The 18883-nt window shown below is 58.7% G+C and carries 18 protein-coding genes, 1 tRNA gene and 1 pseudogene; 10 read left to right on the top strand and 10 right to left on the bottom strand.

What is annotated here, in order from left to right:
• Positions 1 to 22: 22 nt before the first annotated feature.
• Positions 23 to 541: a SmpA/OmlA family hypothetical protein gene (locus AC07Y2_RS11680; RefSeq protein WP_039772082.1), complete on the bottom strand. Its 519-nt coding sequence runs from the start codon at positions 539 to 541 to the stop codon at positions 23 to 25.
• Between the two features lie 320 nt (positions 542 to 861).
• Here AC07Y2_RS11680 and mgtE point away from each other — a divergent pair, with 320 nt between their 5' ends.
• Complete coding sequence (gene mgtE / locus AC07Y2_RS11675) at positions 862 to 2304, top strand: magnesium transporter (protein ID WP_007960287.1); 1443 nt, start codon at positions 862 to 864, stop codon at positions 2302 to 2304.
• Between the two features lie 113 nt (positions 2305 to 2417).
• Here the strand turns inward: mgtE and AC07Y2_RS11670 are convergent, their stop codons facing one another.
• Positions 2418 to 2744 carry an Arc family DNA-binding protein gene (locus AC07Y2_RS11670; protein ID WP_003178899.1) on the bottom strand — a complete coding sequence of 109 codons (327 nt, stop codon included), beginning with the start codon at positions 2742 to 2744 and terminating at the stop codon, positions 2418 to 2420.
• Positions 2745 to 3133: 389 nt separating this feature from the next.
• On the opposite strand from AC07Y2_RS11670, the gene phnN reads away from it, so the two are divergent.
• A complete protein-coding gene (gene phnN / locus AC07Y2_RS11665) occupies positions 3134 to 3703 on the top strand; it encodes a phosphonate metabolism protein/1,5-bisphosphokinase (PRPP-forming) PhnN (protein WP_039772084.1) in 570 nt (189 codons plus the stop codon).
• Here phnN and AC07Y2_RS11660 read toward each other — a convergent pair.
• Positions 3678 to 3857, bottom strand: coding sequence for a PA3371 family protein (locus AC07Y2_RS11660; protein WP_007960291.1), 180 nt, complete (start codon positions 3855 to 3857; stop codon positions 3678 to 3680). The two genes, phnN and AC07Y2_RS11660, sit on opposite strands and share 26 nt — an antisense overlap.
• A gap of 20 nt (positions 3858 to 3877) precedes the next feature.
• Positions 3878 to 4105 carry a hypothetical protein gene (locus AC07Y2_RS11655; RefSeq protein WP_064598789.1) on the bottom strand — a complete coding sequence of 76 codons (228 nt, stop codon included), beginning with the start codon at positions 4103 to 4105 and terminating at the stop codon, positions 3878 to 3880.
• Positions 4106 to 4389: 284 nt separating this feature from the next.
• Here AC07Y2_RS11655 and AC07Y2_RS11650 point away from each other — a divergent pair.
• Positions 4390 to 4466, top strand: a tRNA-Arg gene (locus tag AC07Y2_RS11650).
• 55 nt (positions 4467 to 4521) lie between these two features.
• Here AC07Y2_RS11650 and AC07Y2_RS11645 read toward each other — a convergent pair.
• Positions 4522 to 5385, bottom strand: coding sequence for a methyl-accepting chemotaxis protein (locus AC07Y2_RS11645; protein ID WP_404943279.1), 864 nt, complete (start codon positions 5383 to 5385; stop codon positions 4522 to 4524).
• Positions 5380 to 6162, bottom strand: a pseudogene (locus AC07Y2_RS11640) (MCP four helix bundle domain-containing protein); the annotation flags it as partial. The gene AC07Y2_RS11645 and the pseudogene AC07Y2_RS11640, both read right to left, overlap by 6 nt.
• A 365-nt stretch (positions 6163 to 6527) precedes the next feature.
• On the opposite strand from AC07Y2_RS11640, the gene AC07Y2_RS11635 reads away from it, so the two are divergent.
• Genes AC07Y2_RS11635 through AC07Y2_RS11625 form a run of 3 tightly spaced genes read left to right on the top strand, consistent with a single transcriptional unit; the run spans position 6528 to position 10117 of the window.
• Positions 6528 to 7928, top strand: coding sequence for a cytochrome c (locus AC07Y2_RS11635; RefSeq protein ID WP_103386066.1), 1401 nt, complete (start codon positions 6528 to 6530; stop codon positions 7926 to 7928).
• A 3-nt stretch (positions 7929 to 7931) separates the two neighbouring features.
• A complete protein-coding gene (locus AC07Y2_RS11630; RefSeq protein ID WP_103386067.1) occupies positions 7932 to 8486 on the top strand; it encodes a sugar dehydrogenase complex small subunit in 555 nt (184 codons plus the stop codon).
• Positions 8483 to 10117: a GMC family oxidoreductase gene (locus tag AC07Y2_RS11625; RefSeq protein ID WP_102688149.1), complete on the top strand. Its 1635-nt coding sequence runs from the start codon at positions 8483 to 8485 to the stop codon at positions 10115 to 10117. Before AC07Y2_RS11630 ends, AC07Y2_RS11625 begins: the two co-directional genes overlap by 4 nt.
• Positions 10118 to 10192: 75 nt before the next feature.
• On the opposite strand, the gene AC07Y2_RS11620 is transcribed toward AC07Y2_RS11625, so the two are convergent.
• Positions 10193 to 11563, bottom strand: a complete 1371-nt coding sequence (locus tag AC07Y2_RS11620; protein ID WP_103386068.1) for a lysozyme inhibitor LprI family protein — start codon at positions 11561 to 11563, stop codon at positions 10193 to 10195.
• A 215-nt stretch (positions 11564 to 11778) separates the two neighbouring features.
• Here AC07Y2_RS11620 and AC07Y2_RS11615 point away from each other — a divergent pair, with 215 nt between their 5' ends.
• From AC07Y2_RS11615 to AC07Y2_RS11600, 4 genes are all read left to right on the top strand, one after another.
• On the top strand, positions 11779 to 13383 hold the full coding sequence (locus tag AC07Y2_RS11615; RefSeq protein ID WP_103386069.1) for a tetratricopeptide repeat-containing response regulator: 1605 nt from the start codon (positions 11779 to 11781) through the stop codon (positions 13381 to 13383).
• Positions 13380 to 14072 (top strand): sensor histidine kinase, encoded by a 693-nt coding sequence (locus AC07Y2_RS11610; RefSeq protein ID WP_074688183.1) that lies wholly within the window; start codon positions 13380 to 13382, stop codon positions 14070 to 14072. Before AC07Y2_RS11615 ends, AC07Y2_RS11610 begins: the two co-directional genes overlap by 4 nt.
• Positions 14073 to 14291: 219 nt before the next feature.
• Positions 14292 to 15533, top strand: a complete 1242-nt coding sequence (locus AC07Y2_RS11605; protein ID WP_170844878.1) for a glutamine synthetase family protein — start codon at positions 14292 to 14294, stop codon at positions 15531 to 15533.
• 68 nt (positions 15534 to 15601) lie between these two features.
• The gene (locus AC07Y2_RS11600; protein WP_103386070.1) at positions 15602 to 16960 is read left to right on the top strand and encodes an MFS transporter; all 1359 of its coding nucleotides are present in this window, start codon (positions 15602 to 15604) and stop codon (positions 16958 to 16960) included.
• Positions 16961 to 17020: 60 nt separating this feature from the next.
• On the opposite strand, the gene AC07Y2_RS11595 is transcribed toward AC07Y2_RS11600, so the two are convergent.
• The 3 genes from AC07Y2_RS11595 to flgM form a co-directional block, all read right to left on the bottom strand.
• Positions 17021 to 17767 carry a flagellar brake protein gene (locus AC07Y2_RS11595; protein WP_039772106.1) on the bottom strand — a complete coding sequence of 249 codons (747 nt, stop codon included), beginning with the start codon at positions 17765 to 17767 and terminating at the stop codon, positions 17021 to 17023.
• Between the two features lie 95 nt (positions 17768 to 17862).
• Positions 17863 to 18330 (bottom strand): flagella synthesis protein FlgN, encoded by a 468-nt coding sequence (locus AC07Y2_RS11590; protein WP_039772108.1) that lies wholly within the window; start codon positions 18328 to 18330, stop codon positions 17863 to 17865.
• Between the two features lie 48 nt (positions 18331 to 18378).
• Complete coding sequence (flgM, locus tag AC07Y2_RS11585) at positions 18379 to 18705, bottom strand: flagellar biosynthesis anti-sigma factor FlgM (protein ID WP_007960324.1); 327 nt, start codon at positions 18703 to 18705, stop codon at positions 18379 to 18381.
• Between the last annotated feature and the right edge of the window lie 178 nt (positions 18706 to 18883).

Here is an 18883-nt window from a genome sequence, read left to right as displayed (position 1 = left end):
CCATATACCGAAAAGCCCGCGTTTAACGCGGGCTTTTTGCTGTCCTGGATTTGGCTTTTCCTGTCACGCATCCTTTTTCATCAAAATCGATTTGAGCACTGCGCCCTCGCTTGAGGTCGTAACGATAACTCGTTGCCGAATTGCGGATGCTCACCTTGTCGGGTTTGCCCAAAGCGCTTTCAACATCCTGTTGGCTCATGCCGGCGATGATTCGTTGATTGATGATTGCTTCACGCTTTTGTCGCGCGTCGATCAGATCTCCGCATTTGTCCTGGGTGCGCCCGACGACGGCCATTTCTCGCTTTCTGATATTCATACCGGATATTTCTTCATGCCGGGCTTCGGGTATCAGGGTGACTGTCGAGCCAGGGGAGTAGGGGTGAACTTCCTGCAATGAAAGGTGCTCATCGTTCGCGCAGCTCAATGTGGTGAACGTGACGCTGCCATCGGAAGCTTCGCAGCGATGAAGTGTCGTTGCGCTCCCGATGGTGGGCAGGCAGAGCAGGGCGGTCAGCATGAATCGGGATGTTTTCGATGGCATTCGGCGTCCTCCATGACGATCCTTCTCAAGCGTAGCTGGCAGTTTTTTCAGCGCCGGTGTGTTTTCTTTTCAGAATGAGTCGTCGCAGTGTGAAGGATCAGGACAGTGCTTAGCTTTGTCTCGCAAGCGCTTGTTTCAGCCACGATTTTTTAACGTTTAAAACCGTCAGGCGGTGTATCATTGCGCCCGTCAGCCCCGCCGGGGCTTATGGAAAACCTCCATGGACTTACCCAGTAGTTATTCAGTAACCCGTTTTACCAATCATGAATTGACTGATTGATCCTTCCGGCGTGCCCCGCTGCTGGGAGTGGAGTTCGCCTATGTCCGAAATCGAAGTAAAGAAAACACAGGAAAGCCTGCAGGATCGCCTGGCTCAGGTCGTCGAGCTGCTGCAGCGCCAGCGGGTCGTCGAAGACCTGACTCATCGCCAGGAAGGCCCGCATCATGATCGGGTCGAGAACCTGGTCCACCGGCAAAACCTCGTCGAGCTGCAACGCAAGCTCGATGATCTGCACTCCGCCGACGTCGCCTACATTCTTGAAGCCCTGCCGCTGGACGATCGTCTGACGCTCTGGCAACTGGTCAAGGCCGATCGCGACGGCGACATTCTTCTCGAAGTATCCGATTCCGTCCGTGAAACGCTGATCGCCGACATGGACGATCACGAGCTCCTGGCTGCCGCCAAGGACATGGATGCCGACGAACTTGCTGACCTGGCCTCCGAGCTGCCGCGAGACGTCGTCCATGAGCTGATGGAGACTCTGGACCAGCAGCAACGCGAACGTGTGCGTTCGGCTCTCTCCTATGACGAGGAGCAGGTCGGTGCGCTGATGGACTTCGAGATGGTGACCATCCGTGAGGATGTCAGTCTTGAAGTGGTTCTGCGTTACCTGCGTCGTCTGAAAGAGCTGCCGGGCCATACCGACAAACTGTTCGTGGTCGATTACGACGGTGTGCTCAAGGGCGTGCTGCCGATCAAGCGTTTGCTGGTCAATGATCCGGAGAAACAGGTTTCCGAAGTCATGGCGAGTGACCCGGTGAGTTTCCACCCGGACGAAGACGCCTACGACGCCGCTCAGGCGTTCGAACGTTACGACTTGATCTCGGCCCCGGTGGTCGACAAGAACGGCAAGCTGATCGGCCGTCTGACCATCGACGAAATGGTCGACCTGATTCGTGAAGAGAGCGAAAGCGAAGTCCTCAATATGGCGGGTCTGCGTGAAGAGGAAGACATCTTCGCCTCCGTCTGGAAGTCCCTGCGCAACCGTTGGGCGTGGCTGGCGATCAACCTGATCACGGCGTTCGTCGCATCGCGGGTGATCGGCCTGTTCGAAGGTTCGATCGAGAAGCTGGTGGCCTTGGCAGCGCTGATGCCGATCGTGGCGGGCATCGGCGGTAACTCCGGCAACCAGACGATTACCATGATCGTTCGCGCCATGGCCCTCGATCAGGTCAGCACTGGCAATACCTCGCGCCTGATGCGCAAAGAGCTGGCCGTTGCGTTGATCAACGGTTTGGTCTGGGGCGGGGTGATCGGTGTGGTCGCTTACTTGCTCTATGGCAGCTGGTCGCTGGGTGTGGTCATGACGGCCGCCATGACATTGAACCTGCTGCTGGCAGCGTTGATGGGGGTGTTGATCCCGATGACCCTGGCCAAGATGGGGCGCGATCCGGCGATGGGCGCCAGCGTGATGATCACGGCCATGACCGACAGTGGTGGCTTCTTCATCTTCCTGGGGTTGGCGACGATCTTCCTGCTCTGACCGACAGTATTGAAACAGCCCGCCGATTGGCGGGCTTTTTTTCGTCCATGAAAAGCCGAATTGCGGGCAAAAAAAAGCCAGCATTCATGCTGGCTTGAGGTGTTCGGTGTGGCTCAGGATGCGTCTGCGGCCATTTCGGCGTCGTGGGCGATCAGAGAAACCAGTGCGTTCTGCTGGCGATGGGAGAGTTGGCGGAAGCGTTGCAGCAACTCGCGTTCGTGCAGCGACAGCTCCGGGCTGTCCAGGCGCATGCTCAGCTCTTCGCCCAGTGCACCTTCCTGAATAAGACTCTGCTCAAGGCGCGCAATGATCTCGGAGTTCATGCTGCGATGATGATTGCGAGCCACCTCGGCAATGCGTTCACGCATTCCGTCTGGCAGACGTACGACGAACTTGTCAGCCGTACGGCTGGAATAAATTGCCTGTTTCAATGGGCGCATATATTTAACCGGTTAGTTCAGGGGAGCGGTTCTCGGGATTGGCCGCAGGATGTGTTCTAGGACAAGCATCCGCGCCAAATGGTTCAACCTGAATTGTTAAGAGGCGCGCATCATGCCTCAAAATTGCCAGATCATTGGCGTCAATTCTGTGACAAATATTGATCCGGGTAAAGGCGTAATGCCAGCACCAATTATCAGAAATGCGGACTGGTTTGAAAAGAAAGCATCTGCCCGTATTGCTGACCGCGTCCTGAAACACGTCGTCTGATGCCCGAAGACGTCAGAACGTGCATGCTATGCAGGTTGAATCGTTGTTCCTTACCTTGTACAGGATAGTGGCAAATGGCCGATTTACTAGGGGCAAATGTCCGCCGGAGGGCGTTTTCAGGATGGATGGCAGGCTGATTTACCTCATGGGACCTTCCGGCTCCGGCAAGGACAGTCTGATCGAGGCAGCGCGTGAGCCTTTAAGGGCGTTGAACTGCGAAATCATCAGGCGAGTGATCACCCGTTCGGCCGAATCCGTGGGTGAGGATGCAATCGGTGTGGCGCCGCAGGAGTTCGAGCGACGTCAGCGTGCCGGCGAGTTTTCACTGGCGTGGCAGGCTAACGGTCTCGCCTACGGCATTCCGGTGGAAATGGATCAATGGCTGAAAACCGGCAAACACGTCCTGGTAAACGGCTCTCGGGCAAACCTTCGACAAGCGCTGGAAAGTTACCCGACTTTGGTGCCGGTGTTGCTGACAGTTCGGGAGGATGTTCTGCGTGAGCGCCTGCTCCGGCGTGGCCGGGAGACGCTTGACCAGATCGATGCGAGGCTGGCGCGCAATACGCTGTTCAAGGACAGGCGTTCAACTGATAGTCCTGTGCACCTGATCGACAACTCGGGCGCTCTGGCCGATGCAGTCAATCATCTGCTGGAGCTGGTCAGGTTCAGCGCAATACCGGGTCAAACTTGATCTTGCGCCCGGCCACCAGTGCCAATACGAACAGCGCCGAAAAGACGCCGCAACCGATCAGGGGCAGGGATATTTCGGTTTCCTCGAACAGCGAAAAATGCCCGAGGCCACTCAATAAGGCGAGGATCAGAAATCCTGCAGCTGACTTGGACATGCTGTACTCCTGAAGATATTTCAAAAAACCAGACGTTCAGTCGAATGCGTCGGCAACGCCTGTTCAGACTCGCTGACTGCTTGCGGGGCAAAGCTCTTATCGCTCAACACCGCCCATTGCGGCGCCTTCTGCACTTGCAGGTAGTGCGGCATGCGTCCGGCCACTTTTTCGTTATCCGCGGGGGCGAAGTGAAAGCCGACCAGAACGGCCAATGCGATTGCATTTGCGAACACGAGGGCGCTGTTCATGAGACGAGTCTCCGATTGTTCTTGTATAAGAACCGGTAAAGCAGCCGTCGTGCCAATAGTCTAACCGCTGTTAAGTCCTTTAAAAACAAGCATTTAACAGGGTTTTTCGGATGTGCCGCATTGCATTTTGCAATGGTGGCTTTTTGCGGCGATGCAAATTGCACGGTAAAACGTCCGGCACCCTTGCAAGGCGCCTGCCTACACTTAAAAAGCCCTGCGGACGACATGACAAAACAGGGCCCGGCCGTTAACATGCACGCCGTCTGTCGCACCGACAGATTTGTGTCCCAGTAGCTCAATTGGATAGAGCATCCCCCTCCTAAGGGGAAGGTTGGCAGTTCGAACCTGCCCTGGGACACCATCTATTGAAAAAGCCCCGCGCAGAGTGATCTGGCGGGGCTTTTTTTGTCGCGAGTTTACAAGCGGAAGCGACTGACCAGGGTGTTGAACGACGCCGCCAGGTTGGACAGTTCCTGGGTCGAGGCGCTGGTCTGATGCGCGCCTGCCGCCGTCTGGGTGGAGAGATCCTGGATGTTGACCAGATTTCGGTCCACTTCCCGAGCTACGTGTGCCTGTTCTTCCGAGGCTGTGGCGATGACGAGGTTGCGATCATTGATCTGCGAGATGCCGTCGGCGATCAGCTCCAATGCCTGGCCGGTCGCTTGCGCCAGTGACTGGGTTTCGCTGACCAGCGCCTGGCTTTTGCCCATGGCGCCGACGGCTTCGTCTGCACTGTTGCGAACGTCGTTGATCATGCCTTCGATTTCCCCCGTCGAAGCCTGGGTTCTTGCCGCCAGGGCTCGTACCTCGTCGGCGACCACGGCAAAACCTCGACCTTGCTCACCCGCGCGCGCAGCCTCGATGGCGGCGTTAAGCGCCAGCAGATTGGTTTGCTCGGCAATCCCCCGGATCACATCGAGAACTTTGCCGATGTCTCGAACTTTCTCCGCCAGATCCTTGACCATGGTGGTGGAGGTGGCGATTTCCGTGGTTGCATGGTTGATCGCGGCAACGGCGTTTCGCGCTTGATCGCGTCCGTTACTGGCTTCCCGGCTGGTGGTCTGGGAGGCCTCGGAGGTGGATACCGCATTGCGCGCAACTTCCTCCACGGCGGAGGTCATTTCCGTGACAGCCGTCGCTGCCTGCTGGATCTCGTCGTTCTGACGAATCAGTCCGCGGCTTCCATTGTCAGTGACGGCGGTGAGTTCTTCGGCAGCGGAAGCCAGTTGATCCGCCGCGCTGGCAATCTGCTGAATGGTGCTTTTCAGACTGCCCTGCATCTCGGCCAGGGCCGTGAGCAACTGGCCGGCCTCGTCGCGGCCGGTGCTGACGATGTTTTGAGTCAAGTCGCCCCCAGCGATGCTTCGGGCGCTTTCAACGGCTTTGGAGATGGGGCGGCTGATCAGTCGGCTGATGAACAGGCCGAGCAAAATCGCGGCAACAAAGGCCAGCACGATGCCGATGTACAGCGAGGTCTTGGCGGAGGACTCCGTCAGAACCGATCGTTTTGCGGCTTCGCTGACCTGCATGTCGTTGGAGTTGGTCATGATGGTCAATTCATCCATGACGACGCGATAGTTTTTCTGCAGGTCGCCGAGCAGCAGTTCGCGACCATTTTCCAGGTCGCCGGCCTTCATCAGGGTCAGATACCTTTGCACGATCGCCTGGTAAACGGGCCAGGCTTTCTCCATCCGGTCGCCCGCCGCACGTTCGTCGTCGGCAAGCTCGGTTTTCCGGTATTCGGCAAAGGCTTTTTCGCTCGCCAACTGGTTGGCGCTCATCGAGGCGAGAAATTCGTCTTTGGTGCTCTGGGGCAGGTTGGCGGCAGTGGCGACGTAAAGCCGATACATGTCACGGGTCTGTCCGACAGCCTTGATTTTGGTCTGCGCAATGTTGGCGACGGCGACGAGGTTGTTACCGAACACCGATCTGAGGCTTGTCGAGAGTTCGGTCACTCCCCGGCTTCCCAGCAGGCCCACCCCCAGGGTGATGAAGGCGCACGCCGCGAAGGCCGTGATCAATTTCGTGGAAAGTCTTGCGTCATTCAACCAACTCATAAGGGGCATCCTGCTGACATGTGGGGGCGGGTCAATATCGAGCGCAGCTCGTAAGCAAATGGCTTGTCGTCGTACATCTTTCGGCTGCGGAGTCCACAACTGTAGGGTTACCAGTTGTTTCTTATTTAAATATATTCCGCATTAAACACCCTTGTAACCAGCGTTTTAGAGCATTCAGCACATACATACAAAAGATGGCACTTGGCCTTTTATATTTATTGCCAAGTGTTACATTGTGTGGAATATTCCAAAAAATACGTACGACATCGTACCTCTTCGTCCTTGTCGCTCAAGATGACGAGGACACTGTGTTCGTGATTTCCAGAACCGTGAAAAAAAGAACGAAGCAGCCTAGGGTAGGACTCATGTCGCGTCGCATTGATAAAGGGAAATGCAAGGGGTACGCCTTTGCCGGATGGGTCACACTGTTGATCGCCACGGCCGGGGCAGCGCATGGCGAGGGGCTCGACAGCACCGCGTCGGTGGGCAAGCGTCTGGCGGTAGCGGCTGACTGTGTGGCTTGCCACACGGCGCCAGGCGGCAAGGCTTTTGCGGGCGGCTATCCGCTCAGCTCACCGATGGGCACCATTTATTCGACCAACATCACGCCTTCGAAAACGGCGGGCATCGGCAATTACACCTCAGAGCAATTCGCCCGTGCGGTGCGTGGCGGGGTGGCGGCCGATGGCACTCGGCTTTACCCGGCGATGCCCTACACCTCTTATTCGAAGATGACCGACAGCGACATTGCTGCGCTCTACGACTACTTCATGCATGAAGTGGCGCCGGTCGATACGCCGAACCAGAAAACCGCTCTGGATTTCCCGTTCAATATTCGTGCATCGATGATTGGCTGGAACGCGCTGTTCCACAGCAAGACACGCTTCACGCCGGATCCGGCCAAGTCTGCCGAGGTCAACCGTGGCGACTATCTGGTCAACGGCCTGGCTCACTGCGATACCTGCCATACACCGCGCAATGTCCTGATGGCTGCCGACAGCGCAAAACCGTTGGCCGGCGGATCACTGGGCAGTTGGTATGCCCCCAATATCACTTCCGACAAAGTCAGCGGCATCGGTGCCTGGTCGAGCGACGAGATCGTGGCCTATCTGCGTACCGGTCACGTCGAGGGCAAGGCCCAGGCGGCAGGCCCAATGGCCGAAGCGGTGGAGAACAGTCTGCAGCATCTGAGCGATGTGGATCTCAAGGCCATCGCGGCCTATCTGCTGCAGACGGCGCCGATCAACAACGGGGAAACCAAAGCCCGCCACGAGTACGGTCAGGCCTCGGTCGATGAATTGACGCTGCGCGGAGGCAAACCGGGGGATAACCCGGGCTGGCACATATTCAGTGGCACTTGCGCCAACTGCCATCAGCCGAACGGTCAAGGCACGCGGGAATACCCATCGCTGTTTCACAACACCGCCACCAGTCGCAGCGACAACCTGATCGCGACCATCGTGTATGGCGTGCATCGTGAAGTCGACGGTGTGGCCATCGACATGCCGGGCTTCGGCCCGGACGCGTTGTTCACCGATCGCCTGAACGACCAGCAGATTGCCGACGTCAGCAACTACGTGCTGTCGCGCTACGGCAATGCCGACACGGTTGTCACCGCCGCCGATGTGGCACAGCTACGCAACGGTGGGCCCCAGGCGCCACTGGCAGTAATGGCGAAGTTTACGACCCCGGTCATCATTCTCGTGTGCTTGTTGATCGGCCTGGGCGCATGGGCCTTGATTGCACGTCGGCGCAAGGAGGCCTGAGCAATGGACACTTCAATGACGCAAAAACACGAAAAAACTCAAACCGAAAGCTCGGCCGGGCTCACTCGCCGCAATCTGTTGCGCGGTTCCGTGACGCTGGGCCTGGCCGCGATGATCGGCAGTGCGCTGCCCTGGCAGTCGGTGCTGGCAGCCCAGGTATCGAGCGACGATTTCATTGCGCTGTCGCAGTTTCTGGTCAGCCGTGCGGTCAATCCGGTTCTGGCCGGTCGTTATTACGCTGCGCTGGACAAGCGCGCGCCGAATTTCTCGACCAACGTGATTGCCTTGAAGCAATTGATCGGCGCACAGGGTTACAAGCATGTCGATGAATACCTGGCGCAGCCGAATCCGGATCCGTCGCTGCGGGCCACGGCCACCAGCATCATTTCTGCCTGGTATCTGGGCATCGTCGGTGAGCCGGCGGATGCGGAGCTGATCAGCTATTCCCTCGCCATGATGTATCAGCCCACTCACGGCATTCTCATCATTCCAACCTACGGTGGCGGCCCGGATTCATGGGGTCCCAAACCAGCAGTCATTCAGGACTCGACAGTATGAGCAGCGATCAATTCGACGCCGATGTGGTGATCATCGGTTCCGGTGTCATGGGCGGTCTGATCGCCACGGGCCTGGCCAAAGCGAACAAGTCGGTGATCGTGCTCGAGGCCGGTCCCCGGGTGAATCGCCGTGATGTGGTGGAAACATTCCGCAATGCCCCGGTAAAACTCTCGCTGGCCAATGCCAAGCTGCAGGGCGCCGGGTCGCCCTATCCGAGCCTGCCTCACGCGCCCTCTACCTATGGCGACTATCTGCAGCAGGTAGGGCCAGTGAAATACAACACTTCTTACTTGCGTGTGGTGGGCGGCACCACCTGGCACTTCGGTTCCTCGCTGTGGCGCATGCTGCCCAACGATTTTCGTCTCAAGTCGTTGTATGGCCGTGGTCGTGACTGGCCGATCAGTTATGACGAACTGGAACCGTATTACGCTCGGGCTGAAATCGAACTGGGCGTTTCCGGTGTCGACGGCCAGGACGAAAGCGGGCAGGGCGGGGACGCCTATCCGCCGCGCTCGATTCCCTATCCGATGGAGGGCCTTAAACCGAGCTACATGTTCAAGCGCCTTTCCGAATTGCTCAGCAAGGGTGGGTATAACCCGATCCTCGAGCCGAATGGCCGGGCGACCCGCCCCTATGGCAAGCGGCCTCCCTGTGCCGGCAACAACAACTGCAACCCGGTGTGCCCGATCGCGGCCAAGTACGACGGTTCGATGCATATCGATGAAGCCGAGCGCCATGGCGCCAAGGTGCTGGACAACTCTGTCGTCTACAAGATCGAGGCGGGCGACGACGGCAAGATCACCGCGATCTGGTACATGCGCCCCGACAAGACCAAACACAAACTGACCGCCCGTGCCTTTGTACTGGCGGCGTACGGTATCGAGTCGCCGAAGCTGCTGTTGATGTCGACCTCGGAAAAGTACCCGAACGGGATTGCCAACTCCTCGGATCAGGTCGGGCGCAACCTGATGGACCACACCGGCATCAGCATGAACGTCATGACCAAGGAAGACATGTGGCCGGGCGAAGGGCCGACGCAATTGCTGGTCTATCTGAACAGCCGCGATGGCGCGTTCCGCAACGATTATCCGAGCTACAAGATCAAGGTGCGCAACACCGTGCCGACGTCGCAGATCACCTCGAACCTGATCGCCAAAGGCGTGCTGGGCTCGAAGCTCGATGAGCAGATCCGCCTGCAATCGGCGCGCTCTCTGAACTGGGCCGTCGACTTCGAAACCCTGCCACTGCCGGAGAATCGGGTCACCCCGAGCAAGACCAAGTTCGACGCCATCGGTCTGCCGGTTCCCGAGATCTACTACAGCGTTCCCGACTACTGGCACGCCGGCAAAGAGAAGGCTCTGGAGGACTTCAAACAGTTTGCGAAACTGCTCGACGCCGACATCCTCAGCACCGACACGGGCTTCCAGAACCGTCAGCACATCATGGGCACCACCATCATGGGCGATGACCCAAAAGACTCGGTGGTGGACCGCGATTGCCGCAGTCACGACCATTCCAACCTGTTCATCGCAGGCACGAGCGTCATGCCATCGTCCTCCTGCGTGAACCCGACGCTGACAGGTGCGGCATTGAGTATCCGGATTGCCGATGTGTTGGTGGCGGAGGTCTGAGAAGCGCCCTGAAGTGAAAAGCCCCACGCAGAGAAATCTGGTGGGGCTTTTTTGTATTTCGAAAGGCGCGAAGCTTTAGAAATTATCAGCTCCGCCTTCGGTTTTGCCGACTGACGTGCTGACCTGGGTGATATGTCGGCGCCCGTTCACTGAATAACTGCGCTGCGGATCTTCGGACTCCGGCTTGCGCATCAACAGTACCGCAGGAAGACCGTTTTTTTCGTCGTAGGTACCGAACCAGTTGATCAGTCGTGCGACATAACAATCATCACCAATGATCACGGGGAAGTCGGCGACAGGTTCGATCGCGTAGTAGCTCGCACCGTAGCCGTAGTACTCCTCACTGTCCTTGGCGGTTTTGGGGATGGGACAGAGCGGTTTTTTCTGCTGTCCCGTCATCCCCGCATTTGCGTCCAGACCGGTCACAGCTTTGGTGAGCACCTTCTGCAGGGACGGTTCCAGTTCGTAGGCTTTATCGCTGTCCTCGATGTACTGAGTGTGTGGAACCTTCAGTTGGTAGTCATAGCGCACGCTGACTGTCGGCACTTGCCTGTTGACCTTCAGAGGATTGAGCAGATAGACCTGATCTTCGCCGTAGCTGCCGTTCTGGTAGGCGAAATAGATTTTTCCGCGAGCACCGATCAGGTACACGGCCTGATTGGCACCGCGGTCATTGGTATAGAAAAGGACGCTGTCGTTACTGTTCTGAGGGACGAACTCAGCAGTTCTCCTGATAAATCTGCCGTCACTCCGACGCCAGGTTTCCGTGTAATGAAACATCCCGGTGCCGCCGGAGTAGGTTTCCACGATGAGATCGCGCTGACCGTCCCCATCCAGATCCATCAGGGTGTAAGAGGTTTGGCCGGACTCTGCGGCTCCCTTGATGTCGGATGCTTGCAGTGCTTTCCACTCGTCTTGCGTGACATCTTTGGGGATGGTCGTGGGGAAGAGCGGTTGCTCATCCTCATCCAGCTCGGCTGAAAACGAGCTGCCGATGGAGCCAAGGGTCAGAGAATTCAGCGCCCGCTCCAGCGCAAACTCCGGACTCTCCTTGCTCATCTCCCGAACCCTCTGCTGCAGATCCTCCATGACCTGTTTATCGATCTCGTCCGGCTTGTAGGCCACCGCGTCGATCCACTGCGCGTGCAAGACCTGCAAACGATCCTGATAACGCTGGCTCAGGCAACTGACCTCCTCGCCACATCCATCACGCTCCCTGAGCCACTGGCGCTGAGCCTTTTTCACTTCGGCCTGCTCCGGGGCAGCTTTCATCAACTTCCGATAAGCCGCCCCCATCTGCGCATCCAGCTCATACAACGGCTTGTCCGCGCAAATCGCTTTCTCCACAACACTCGCCGCCTTTGTGCAGTCCATTCCGCTCGCCAGTGCCTGCTGAAAAAACAGCAGCGCACAGGCCGATACGATGTAGCGTCCCTTGATGTACACGATGAATCCTTTGCCATTGGAAGGTGAGAACCGCCGCGCAGGGTAATCCTTGCGCAACGAATCTTGAACCCCCGCTTCAAGAGAATCGCTGATCCGGCCGATAACCCGTTCGGTGACTACAGAGTCGCGCGAAATCGCTTGATAGCATTTGGCCGGCAGCTATCATCTGCGCGCCTGGAAATGGTCCATCTTCTTCAATTGCCTGGAAATCCTCGATGCTGTCGTATCACCAAAAGAGTTTTCTGATCGTCGATGATTTCTCGGATTTCCGCAGTTCCGTGCGTTCGATGTTGCGCGAGTTGGGTGTCAAGGATGTGGACACCGCCGACACGGGTGAGCAGGCGCTGAAAATGTGCGCGCAGAAGTCCTACGATTTCATCCTTCAGGACTTCCACCTCGGTGACGGCAAGAAGAACGGTCAGCAGGTGCTGGAAGACCTGATGATGGAGAAGCTGATCAGCCACGAAGCGGTGTTCGTGATGGTCACGGCCGAGACCAGTCAGGCGATGGTGCTCAGTGCCCTGGAGCACGAGCCGGACGCGTACCTGACCAAGCCGTTCAACCGTTCCGGCCTGGCTCAGCGCCTGGAGCGTCTGGAGCAGCGCAAGACCCTGCTCAAGCCGATTCTGCAAGCCCTCGACCGTGGCAAACCGATGGAAGTGCTCAACGCCTGCATCGCCCTGTGCAAACAGGACATCCGCTATTCGCCGCTGTGCCTGCGTTATCGCGCCGATGCGTTGCGCGACATGAACCAGAACGAAGCGCTCGAGCGCCTTTACGACAGCATCATCGCTGACCGGCCGTTGCCGTGGGCGTTTGCCGGGTTGGGCAAGTTGCTGTTCAAGCGTGGGCAGGTCAGTCAGGCCAAGGGCGTTTACGAAAAAGCCCTGAAGGTCTTCCCGATGATGCCGGCGCTGTATGACGGCATGGCTGACGTGCTGGTCGCCGAAGGCGATACCAAAGGCGCGCAGCAAGTGCTGGAGGAAGCGATTCGCCTGTCGCCGCTGGCAGTGCGCCGTCAGGCATTGCTGGGCAAGCTGGCGATGGCCAACGAAGATTTCGACACCGCCTCCCGGGCTTATCGCCAAGCGGTGAATCAGGGCGCGCAATCGCGCTTCAAGGATCCGGAAAGCAATCTCGGCCTGGCTCACGCGCTGATCAGCAAGGGCAGCGAACGCGGGCTCGACACCCGCACGCGTCTGGAGATCAACACCACGCTGAGTGCGGTGGCGAAAGAAAACCCGACCGATCCGGGCCTGCAGATTCGCGCGCGTCTGATGAAGGCCACGAGCCTGTTGCTCAACGATGCCGAGACCGCCGAAAAACTCACCGAACAAGCGCTGATGCGCCTCGACGGCATGGAGCAGTTCATGAGCCCCGAGGCCGCGTTGCTGGTGGCCAAGCAATTGCAGATGCTCGGCCAGACCGAGGCGGGCACCTCGATGCTCAAGAGTTGTGCGGAAATCTACGGCGATGACCCGATGGTGATGAAAGACATCGCCAAGCTCACCGACGACCCGACTATTCTCAGCTCCAGCAACGCGGCCGCCGACCTCAACCGGCAGGGCGTGCGCGTGTACAAGACCGGGAACCTGGTGGAGGCCCGCGAGGTGTTCCGCAAGGCGCTGAAGATGCAACCGAAGAACATCAGTATTGCGCTGAACATGGCCCAGTCGCTGCTGCACGGCACCGACACCAATGTGCCGTCGGCGGAGCTGGAAGAATGTCGGGCCTGCCTGAAACTGGTGGGCATGATGCCCGATACCGACGCGCGTTATCCGCGTTATCAGAAGCTGAAAAGCAAGGCGTTTGGCGAATGAACCAAGACGAGCAGGCACTGGATTTTTCCACGGTGATCGCCTCCACCGTGCACGACATGAAGAACTCTCTGGCGATGCTGATGCAGGCCCACAGCCAATGGCTGGCACGCTTGCCCGCAGCGCAGCGCCAGGGGCCGGAGCAGGGCGTGATCGACTTCGAGTTCGCCCACCTCAACGGCATGCTGGTGCAGTTGCTCGGGCTGTACAAGCTCGGGGTCAATCAGATGCCGTTGCAGCCGGCCTATCACGAGTTGGACGATTTCATCGAGGCGCAACTGGCGGCCCATCAGGAAGTGTTCGCCAGTCGTGGAATCATTGCCACTTACGAAGTCGATCCGCTCAGTCCGCTGGGTTTCTTTGATCGCGAACTGATCGCCTCGGTGCTGGGCAACTGCATCAACAACGCCATCCGCTACGCCCGCGAATCGCTGCTGATCACCGTCAGCGACGAAGCCGGGCAACTGGTGCTGAGCATCAATGACGACGGCGACGGTTACCCGGCCGAAATGCTCGAGCGCCAGTCCGATTACGTGCAGGGCATCAACCACAGCAGTGGCAGTACCGGCCTTGGTCTGTACTTCGCCGGACGCATCGCCGCGCTGCATCAGCGCAACGGTGTTGGCGGCCGGACCGAGATCCGCAATGGCGGCCCGTTGGGCGGCGGCGTGTTCAGTATTTACCTGCCCTGAATCACCGATTCATCGACCGGAATTCTTTTTGTTGGCTGCTGCTTGATATTCCGAACAGCCGAAGCCTATTTTGTCCGGGTCGCCGTTCGCGGCTCGCACAATAACAAGGATTGCGTCATGACAACCGATGGCCAGCGTTCACTCGCGCAGCGATTGACGGGCATTGATGAGATTGAATGTGTCACGCCGGATTTGAACGGCGTGCCACGGGGCAAGGTAATGACCGCCGAGGGCTTCCTCGAAGGGCGGCGTCTGCAGTTGGCCCGGGGGGTGCTGCTGCAATGCATCATGGGCGGTTATCCTGCCGCGAAATTCTATGGCAGCGATGACGGCGATCTGGCGCTGGTGGCCGATCCTGCGCAGATCCATCCGTTGCCATGGAGCGAAGAGCCACGGGCCTTGGCAATCTGTGATGCCGACGAACTGACCGGCGAAAGCTCCAACCTGTCGACCCGTGGCCAGCTCAAAAAAGTCATTGCCCGCTACGCGGCCCTCGGTCTGGCGCCGGTGGTGGCAACCGAACTCGAATTTTTTGTGTTCGCTCCGAACACCGACCCGACCCAACCGTTCCAGCCGCCAGTCGGTCTCGACGGTCGTCGCGAGGACGGTCATTCGGCGTTCAGCGTCAGTTCCAACAACGGTCTGCGACCGTTCTTCAGTGAAGTCTATAAATGCATGGCGGCTCTGGGCCTGCCACGCGATACCTTCATGCACGAAATGGGCGTCAGCCAGTTCGAGATCAACCTGCTGCACGGTGATCCGCTGTTGCTGGCCGACCAGACCTTTCTGTTCAAGCATCTGCTCAAGGAAGTCGCGCTCAAGCACGGCCTGACCGTGGTGTGCATGGCCAAGCCACTGGCGCACACGCCGGGCAGTTCGATGCACATTCACCAGAGCATCGTCGAGATCGACAGTGACAAGAATGTGTTCAGCGACACCGACGGTCAGCCAACCGCGATGTTCCGCCACTTCATCGGCGGGCAGCAGGCGGGCATGGCCGACTTCACCGCGCTGTTTGCGCCGAACGTCAATTCGTATCAACGGCTGTGCCATCCGTTTGCCTCGCCGAACAATGCCTGCTGGTCCCACGACAACCGCGCCGCCGGCCTGCGCATTCCGGCCAGTTCGCCGGTTGCGCGTCGGGTCGAGAACCGTTTGCCGGGGGCCGATGCCAACCCGTACCTGGCGATTGCCGCAAGCCTGGCCGCCGGCTTGTACGGCATCGAGCATGAACTCGAGCCAAGCGAAGCGATTCAGGGCGAGTTCGACGTGCCGGACAATCTTTCGCTGCCGTGTACCTTGCACGCGGCGCTCGAACGTCTGAAACGCAGCCAGCTTGCAAAGGAACTGTTCGGCACGGAGTTCATCGAAGGCTACATCGCTTCGAAGACCATGGAGTTGACCAGCTTCTTTGATGAAATCACTCCCTGGGAGCGCCGTGTTCTAGCAGCCCAGGCCTGACGAAATGTCGCCGTCGGGCTATCGTTTGATAGCCCGATACTTACTGCAAGGAGCCGCTCGGAACGCCGATGCGCCAAATCTGGAAATCCTTTCGAGCGCTGTATTTCGCCTCGCTGATGATGTTGATCGGCTCGGGCCTTCTTTCTACTTATCTGGCTTTGCGTCTGGCTGCCGACCATGTCGACGGGTTGTGGGTCGGTGCGTTGATGGCGGCCAACTATTTCGGTCTGGTGCTGGGCGGCAAGATCGGTCACCGCCTGATCGCCCGGGTCGGGCATATCCGTGCCTACTCGGCGTGTGCCGGGATCGTCGGCGCGGCGGTGCTCGGTCATGGCCTGGTGGACTGGTTGCCGGCGTGGCTGGTGCTGCGGACCATCGTCGGCCTCGGCATGATGTGCCAGTACATGGTCATCGAGAGCTGGCTGAACGAGCAGGCCGACGCCAATCAGCGCGGTCTGGTGTTCAGCGGCTACATGATCGCGTCGTACCTGGGGCTGGTACTCGGTCAGCTGATTCTGGTCATGCACCCGGGCCTTGGTCTGGAACTGCTGATGCTGGTCGCGTTGTGTTTTGCCCTGTGTCTGGTGCCGGTGGCACTGACGCGGCGGATTCACCCGGCACCGCTGCATCCGGCGCCGATGGAGCCGCGCTTCTTTATCAAGCGCGTGCCGCAGTCGCTGAGTACGGTCCTCGGGGCAGGGCTGATCATCGGTTCGTTCTACGGTCTGGCGCCGCTGTATGCCTCGCAGCAGGGGCTGTCCACCGAACAGGTCGGTCTGTTCATGGGTAGCTGCATTTTTGCCGGGCTGGTGGTGCAGTGGCCGCTGGGCTGGTTGTCCGACCGCTATGACCGGGCGCTGTTGATCCGCTGTTTCGCGCTGTTCCTCGCGTTTGCTTCGTTGCCGCTGGCGATCCTGCCGCAAGTGCCGCTGGAGGTACTGTTCGTGGTCGGCTTCCTCTGTTCGCTGGTGCAGTTCTGCCTGTACCCGTTGGCGGTGGCGTTCTCTAACGACCACGTCGAAGGCGAGCGTCGGGTGTCGCTGACGGCGATGCTGCTGGTGACTTACGGCGTGGGGGCGAGTATCGGGCCGCTGGCGGCCGGGGTGCTGATGAAGCTGTTCGGGCCGCAGAGTCTGTACGCGTTCTTCACCTTTTTCGCGCTGGTGCTGGTATGGCGGATCCGGCCGAAAGCCGTGACCAATCTGCACCAGGTCGATGATGCGCCGCTGCATCACGTGGCGATGCCGGACAGCATGTCCAGTTCGCCGCTGGTGGCAGCGCTTGACCCGCGGGTTGACGAGCAGGTGGTGCAGGAGCAGATGCAGAATACGGTCGCTCCGGAGCCTGAACCCGAGCCAGAACCTGTCGCGTCAACCGACTCGACAATCGAAGGCGAAGGGCCGGACATCAGCCCCGCCAGGCCGTGATTCAGGCATAAAAAAACGGGCAGTCACCGCAGTGACTGCCCATTTTTTCATGCATGCCGATCAGAGGTCGTCTTTATCGAACCGACGCGCTTCGCGTTGCAGTTGATAAACGAAACGCTCGACGTTGCGCGCCGCCGGGCCGCTGATGTTGTGAAAGCGCAGGCCGGCGAAGGTGATGTTGAGTTTTTCTTCGAAGTGCAGGTAACGCAGCTCGACCGAAGTCGGCTGGTTGCCGAACAGCGGCGCGGCGATCAGGCGATCATAAACCTGGCCCAGTTGCAGGCGGTCGGTGATGTCGCCTTCGAAGCGCAGTTTGCAGCCGGTGGCGGAGATATCCAGCAGTTTGCCGCCGATAGGCGACTTGAGCTTTTCGCCGCCCAGTTCGACGCTGACCAGGTCGGTCAGCTTCAAAGCGGCGCGGAACGCATTGCGGCGCTGGTGATAAACCACTTCGGTGGGCAGGTCGCCGGTGTAGAAGCGATCGCCACTGGATTCTTCGATGTTCAGCGTGCCGTTGCATTCCCAGGCAATGCGCACGCCGTCATGAAAACCTTCGACCTTGAACGGCTCGCCGGCGAGCAGGAAGCGTTCGCCATCGCGCGGGATCATCTCGTCCAGGGCAATCGTGGCGGTTTCCCGGTCAACCTTGATCAGGTAGCTCTGGAAGCGCTGGCTGCGCTCGTGGAAGGTGATGATCAGAGGATCATGGCTTTCTTGCAGCTGGCGCAGGTTGCTGGAGATTTCCAGAGGTGTAGTGAGCACCTTTGGGGGCTGCGGAGCATCATCCGCGCTGAGGACGTTGGACACGTTAAATCAATCTCCAGACAAAATTTGACTACGGCTGGCCAGTATTTTGCCAGCATGTTTCGCACGTTGATAGGGCGCAAGCATAGAAGAAAGCATCACGCCTGGCTGAGCGCGCGCGGTTTCTGCAGTTTGGAGAAGGTGCCACTGGCATCGTAGAGCGCGGGTGGCTCGCCGCCGGTGAGGATTTTCAGCTGATTGGCCGTGGCGGCCTGTTGCATGATGATCGACTGGCCATTCCTGGCATTGGCTGCCTGGCACTGGGCGATCAGATCGGTCAGGACATCGCTCTGGCTGAGCAACTGGTCGCCGATGCTCGACTGGCTGGCCAGTTGTTCCAGGCCGGCGCGGTCGAGCGACAGATTGAGACTGGCGAGGATTTCGCTGCGCTTGCGGCCATGCTGTTCGAGCAGAATGATCAATGCCTGCTTGTTCGCCAGAATTTCTTCCAGCAGAGGCATGTCGCGACCGTGCAAGGCGAGGGACTCGGTTTGCAGTAACTCCAGCAATTGTTGAGCTGGAGCAAAGTCGTCGATGATCAGTTGCAATAAATTAGTGTCGTGCATGGCTGGCCTTGGGTTTTAAGCGTCCAAAAGCCTGGCGCTGACCGAGGCCTAGCGCTGGGCTTCGAAATTGAGCAGTTTGCTGGCTACACGGTTGCTGTCGACCTTGTAGCTGCCATCGGCAATCGCTGCTTTCAACTCGGCCACGCGGGCCTTGTCGACGGCAGGCTGATCACGCAGCTTGTCAGTGACCTTCTGCAACTGTTGAGCCTCATTGCTGAGGTGTACCGATTCCCCGCTTTTTGCGGTACTGGCCTGTTCGGCCGGGGTATTCAGCGGCGCGGAGGTGCCGGTTTCGGCGGTTTCCTTGGCGTTGCTGGTACGTGTACTGCCCGTAAGTGACGAGGAGCTGTTCAAACGGCTGAAATCGATGACCATGTTAAAAACCTCTGGGAATTTGGACGCTTGCCATGTTCTCGGCCATCCCCTGGAAAACTTTAGGCCCATTTAGCAATGAGCTTGCATGCGCCGTTGCAGATCCTGCTGCGGCACAGTTTAGGGAACAGCTCTGGCCAGCGCCAGTTTTCTGCCAAACGCTCAGGGGCTTTTCAAATAT

The sequence above is a fragment of the Pseudomonas sp. GW456-12-1-14-TSB6 genome (assembly GCF_059424205.1).
The sequence above is the reverse complement of the archived record's forward strand: the minus strand, read 5'-3'. Positions and strand labels throughout refer to the sequence as shown.

Bases quoted from the DNA above. Each gene is read 5' to 3' on its own strand.
- AC07Y2_RS11660 (WP_007960291.1), bottom strand. From the start codon at position 3,857: ATGTCCAAGTCAGCTGCAGGATTTCTGATCCTCGCCTTATTGAGTGGC.
- AC07Y2_RS11625 (WP_102688149.1), top strand. From the start codon at position 8,483: ATGAGCAGCGATCAATTCGACGCCGATGTGGTGATCATCGGTTCCGGT.
- AC07Y2_RS11605 (WP_170844878.1), top strand. From the start codon at position 14,292: ATGACCGCCGAGGGCTTCCTCGAAGGGCGGCGTCTGCAGTTGGCCCGG.
- AC07Y2_RS11630 (WP_103386067.1), top strand. From the start codon at position 7,932: ATGGACACTTCAATGACGCAAAAACACGAAAAAACTCAAACCGAAAGC.
- AC07Y2_RS11645 (WP_404943279.1), bottom strand. From the start codon at position 5,385: ATGCAGGGCAGTCTGAAAAGCACCATTCAGCAGATTGCCAGCGCGGCG.
- AC07Y2_RS11655 (WP_064598789.1), bottom strand. From the start codon at position 4,105: ATGAACAGCGCCCTCGTGTTCGCAAATGCAATCGCATTGGCCGTTCTG.
- AC07Y2_RS11680 (WP_039772082.1), bottom strand. From the start codon at position 541: ATGCCATCGAAAACATCCCGATTCATGCTGACCGCCCTGCTCTGCCTG.
- phnN (WP_039772084.1), top strand. From the start codon at position 3,134: ATGGATGGCAGGCTGATTTACCTCATGGGACCTTCCGGCTCCGGCAAG.
- AC07Y2_RS11670 (WP_003178899.1), bottom strand. From the start codon at position 2,744: ATGCGCCCATTGAAACAGGCAATTTATTCCAGCCGTACGGCTGACAAG.
- flgM (WP_007960324.1), bottom strand. From the start codon at position 18,705: ATGGTCATCGATTTCAGCCGTTTGAACAGCTCCTCGTCACTTACGGGC.
- AC07Y2_RS11590 (WP_039772108.1), bottom strand. From the start codon at position 18,330: ATGCACGACACTAATTTATTGCAACTGATCATCGACGACTTTGCTCCA.
- AC07Y2_RS11615 (WP_103386069.1), top strand. From the start codon at position 11,779: ATGCTGTCGTATCACCAAAAGAGTTTTCTGATCGTCGATGATTTCTCG.
- AC07Y2_RS11635 (WP_103386066.1), top strand. From the start codon at position 6,528: ATGTCGCGTCGCATTGATAAAGGGAAATGCAAGGGGTACGCCTTTGCC.
- AC07Y2_RS11610 (WP_074688183.1), top strand. From the start codon at position 13,380: ATGAACCAAGACGAGCAGGCACTGGATTTTTCCACGGTGATCGCCTCC.
- mgtE (WP_007960287.1), top strand. From the start codon at position 862: ATGTCCGAAATCGAAGTAAAGAAAACACAGGAAAGCCTGCAGGATCGC.
- AC07Y2_RS11600 (WP_103386070.1), top strand. From the start codon at position 15,602: ATGCGCCAAATCTGGAAATCCTTTCGAGCGCTGTATTTCGCCTCGCTG.